Source organism: Azospirillum melinis, assembly GCF_013340935.1.
Classification (GTDB): domain Bacteria; phylum Pseudomonadota; class Alphaproteobacteria; order Azospirillales; family Azospirillaceae; genus Azospirillum; species Azospirillum melinis.
This window is the reverse complement of record NZ_WHOS01000128.1, coordinates 1-3,735: the sequence shown is the minus strand read 5'-3', so window position 1 is coordinate 3,735 and position 3,735 is coordinate 1. Positions and strand designations below refer to the sequence as shown.

At 71.0% G+C, this 3,735-nt stretch carries 6 protein-coding genes; all 6 read right to left on the bottom strand.

Annotation, left to right across the window (positions count from 1 at the left end):
* A partial coding sequence (locus tag GBZ48_RS35640) for a hypothetical protein (protein WP_174475344.1) occupies positions 1–426 on the bottom strand: 426 nt, incomplete at its 3' end.
* Between the two features lie 2 nt (positions 427–428).
* On the bottom strand, positions 429–1,244 hold the full coding sequence (locus GBZ48_RS35635) for a hypothetical protein (RefSeq protein ID WP_174475343.1): 816 nt from the start codon (positions 1,242–1,244) through the stop codon (positions 429–431).
* A 2-nt stretch (positions 1,245–1,246) separates the two neighbouring features.
* Positions 1,247–1,774, bottom strand: a complete 528-nt coding sequence (locus GBZ48_RS35630; protein ID WP_209798524.1) for a phage tail protein — start codon at positions 1,772–1,774, stop codon at positions 1,247–1,249.
* Between the two features lie 70 nt (positions 1,775–1,844).
* A complete protein-coding gene (locus GBZ48_RS35625; RefSeq protein ID WP_174475342.1) occupies positions 1,845–2,900 on the bottom strand; it encodes a major capsid protein in 1,056 nt (351 codons plus the stop codon).
* 28 nt (positions 2,901–2,928) lie between these two features.
* Positions 2,929–3,306, bottom strand: coding sequence for a head decoration protein (locus GBZ48_RS35620; RefSeq protein WP_174475341.1), 378 nt, complete (start codon positions 3,304–3,306; stop codon positions 2,929–2,931).
* Between the two features lies 1 nt (position 3,307).
* A partial coding sequence (locus GBZ48_RS35615) for a hypothetical protein (RefSeq protein ID WP_174475340.1) occupies positions 3,308–3,735 on the bottom strand: 428 nt, incomplete at its 5' end.

Genomic DNA, 3,735 nt, shown 5'->3' with positions numbered 1-3,735 from the left:
GGCTACGATGTGCGCGTCGTCCAGGTCGCCGTGATGGGCGTGATGACGTTGTCGGCCGCCGGCGCCGGCGGCCGACAACGTCATCACGCCCATCACGGCGACCTGGACGACGCGCACATCGTAGCCGAGCGCCGGGCCGTCGACATGGGGAGCGTAGAGGCCCGCGACCTTGCCGGCCTCGACCAGCAGTGCGTCCTCATCGATGCCCATCGGCGCCCGCACCAGGATCTGCAGCATGCCGGCGCCTTCCCACAGCACCGGCCCGGTCTTTCCGTTCCGCTCCCAGACGATCGAGGTCAGCGCGTGGATGACGTCGCCGGTGGGCGGGGTGAAGGGCGAGCCGCGGCGGCCGATGTGCTCGGGCGGAATCGGCCCGGTGGACAGCGGCGCCCGCAGCGCCTGGTGGACGGCGAGGACGTCGATCATGGTCAGGCTGCCTGCAGGTCCCAGGCGACCACGGTGGCGCCCGAGCGGTGGGTGGTGACCCGGGAAAGGTCGAGGGGGCCGTCCTCGGTGGTCAGCTGGTCCCCCGCTTTCGGGCGGCGGGGCAGCGAACCGCCCAGCACCAGCCAGCGGGAGGCCCCCTTCACCACCGATCCGCCGAAGCCGGCGGCGTCGGTGATGGAGAGCGCCCGGACCGCCTGGTCGCGCACCCAGGAGGGGACCAGCTCGGTTCCGGCCGCCACGGGGGCCGCCAGAGGGCGGTCCAGCGGGATCGAGGCGAATGTGCCGGCGACCGCCGCCACCGTGCCGGCGGCGACATAGGCCTCCGGATGGCCCGGCAGGCGGAAGGCATCCCCCGGGCAGACCCGGCCGGTCGCCAGGGTGCCGGCGATCGACAGCGTCACCGCCCCGGCCTCGGCCGCGGCCGCCACCGTCCAGGAGGAGCCGCGCGGCGGCGAGCCGGCGTCATCGACCGAGCGAAGGGTGACGGGCTGTCCCCAGCCGATCATCAGCCGCCAGCGGAGGCCCAGCGGATCGGCGCCGATCGGGAAGGGCACCGCCGGCGTGTCGATGGCGAGGCTGCGCTCGCCGATGCGCAGGACGCCGCCGATCGCCGGGGTCACCTGATGGCGCATCAGGTCGAAACAGACGCCGTCGACCGGCAGCGCGAAGCCCGGGAACTCCAGAGGGGTGCCGGCCTGCATGACGGTGCAGGCCGTCTCGGTCCCGCTGGGCGAGACGTAGAGGGCGTCCAGGCCCAAGCGGGCGAAGACCAGCTCCAGGTGGTCGGCGGCGTCCATCGTCAGACCTTGATGGTGGTGACGAGCGTGGTGACCCGGATGTCGACCATCTGGGGCTGGGTGCCCTCCGGCGCGTCCGGCGGCAGGGGAACCGCGACCGACAGGGTCTCCGTGCCGTTCGGGGTGACGAACTGCCGGCGCGGGATGGTCGGCAGGTTGAAGGTTGTGGTGCCGTTGCCCGGTCCCCAGCTATCGCCGATCACGGCGAACAGGACGGGATAGGCGGTGCGCTCGACCTCGCGACCGTCGCACTCCAGCCGATCGCCGGGCAGGGCGTGGAGCGGGAACACCTCGATCGCGCCGACCGGATGGTCCTCGGCGATGCGGACGAGCGGCGTGGCCGGGTTCTCCGGCAGGCCCAGGCCGGCCGCGGCGAACAGGTAGCTCGCGCCCATCTGGCGATAGGCCGACATGTCGACCACCGGCCCCTGCGGCTGGATGCGGACGACGGGGATGAAGGGGGAGACCGCGCTCCCCAGCCCCTCCACAGCGAAGAAGAAGTTCGTACCAGGCTGACGGGTGGCGCTCACGGCGGGTCTCCCTGAAACGCGACAGGCCGCCCGAAGGCGGCCCGTGTCGCGGCTGGATGGCGGGGGTGGATCAGGCCTTCTTCAGGCGGCGCAGGCTTTTCGGCCGCAGGCACATCGGCAGCGGGTTGGACTGCACCTCGAAGGCCCGCTGGCTCGAGGTCTGCCGCTCCTGGCGCTGCAGCATGTAGACCGGCAGGCCCTCGCCCTCGATGGTGTCCCAGGTGTCGCCGGGGGCGAAGAAGGTCTTGAACAGCCCAGGCACGCCGAGCGCGAACAGACGGGCTTCGTCGGTGGGCACCGACACCTTGCCGTCGTCCGAGCCGCGGTAGTTCACCCAGATGATGTCGGCGTACTGGAAGGACGAGAAGGCCTTCTGGCTGGCGAACAGCTCCGGCGCCTTGGTGACGCCGGTCAGGCCCTTCGAGCGGGCGTTGACCACTTCCTTGTTGCCGCGCACGGCGTCGAAGAAGTTGTCGCCGCACGCCACCACGATGGTCATGCCGGCCAGATTGAAGCCGTTCAGCGACTTGGTCACCTCCCGTTTGATATTCAGGCACAGATCATCGAACTTGGCTTCATCTGCGGTAAAGGTGCCGAAGGGCACGTTGACCGTTGCCGGCCGCGCGATGCCATAGGCGTTGAAATAGTCCCACAGAACGGTTGTGCCGTCGGCGTCGTAGACCTGGCCGTCGATGGCGCCGAGGTAGAGATGCTCCAGCGTCATCGACAGCTCGGCACGGATGCCGGCGGGGCCTTCGACCCGGCGGTAGACCAGGCGCTCGGCGCTCTGCAGCAGATTGGCGGTGCCGGGCACGCGCACGCCCAGAATTTGGTCGGCGGTGATGACGGCCTCGCGGGCGAAGCGGACCGTGTTCAGGTAGCGGGTGGCCGCCTTCTCGCCGGTGGACTGGCTGGGGGCGGCGCCGCGCGGGCTGGACTGGATCAGCTTCAGCGCGCCGTTGATGTCATCGAAGCCGACGACGGTGGTGTAGACGCCTTCGCCGACGAACAGCCCCAGCGAGCCGAGATAGCCCGGCACATAGGGGACGTTCTCGTTGACGTAGGAGGTCATCGAGGCAGCGCTGAAAGCGTCGCCGTTGAAAATATCGAGAGTGAGTGCGGCCATGGTGGCGGCTCCGGAGGCAGGCGGTGGGTCAGCGGGCGATGATGAAGCGGGCGGGGTCGGCGAGCTGGGCCAGGGCGGCCGCGATCTCGGCGTCCGTCATGCCGTCGGGCCAGACCAGGGCGTCGGCGTTCACCTCGCACAGGCGGACCATCAGCGTGGCACGCACCGCATCGGTGGTGGCGTTGGCGCCGGCATAGAGGATCGCCTTGGCGGTCTGGGAGCCGTCGGTGGCGTCCGGATCGACCAGGACGAACGTCTTGTCGGCGGTGATCTGGCCCAGCACGGAGCCGGCCTGCAGCTTCCCGGCTCCGGCCTTGATGGTGCCGGTCCCGCGGGAAATGCTGCCCATGCCTTCGGAGACCAGGAACTCGCCGGCGTGCCGGCCCTCTTGGAACACAGTGCCCATCTCAGACCTTCCGGTTCGGGTTGTTGAAGCGGTCGTAGACCGAGGCGACGTTCACCGGACCGCGCGGCGTCGGGTTGGTGCCCGGCGGCGTGTTCTGGGTGCTGTCGACGTGGCTCGCCTGGTCGCGGGCGGCGAGCGCCTCGAAGGCGACAGCGCGGGCGCTGTCGACGGTGGCGCCGTTGGTGATCAGGCCGGCCGCCTGGTCGGCGATGCCGGCCCGGGCGCAGATGTCCTTGATCGACTTGGCGTCCTGCAGCCGGGCGGTGACGGTGGCCGGCGTCGCCTTGGCGGTGATCAGCGAGGCGGTCAGCTCCGGCAGGCCGGCGGCCAGGCAGTCGCGGGCGATCGCCGCCGGGTCGGCCGGCTGGGCCTCGGTCTGGCCCCCGCCGGCCGGCGGGGGCGGGGTGGTCTGCTGGGTGGTCGGCGGGG

Coding starts and splice junctions, on each gene's coding strand:
- GBZ48_RS35625 (WP_174475342.1), bottom strand. CDS start 2,900: ATGGCCGCACTCACTCTCGATATTTTCAACGGCGACGCTTTCAGCGCT.
- GBZ48_RS35620 (WP_174475341.1), bottom strand. CDS start 3,306: ATGGGCACTGTGTTCCAAGAGGGCCGGCACGCCGGCGAGTTCCTGGTC.
- GBZ48_RS35635 (WP_174475343.1), bottom strand. CDS start 1,244: ATGGACGCCGCCGACCACCTGGAGCTGGTCTTCGCCCGCTTGGGCCTG.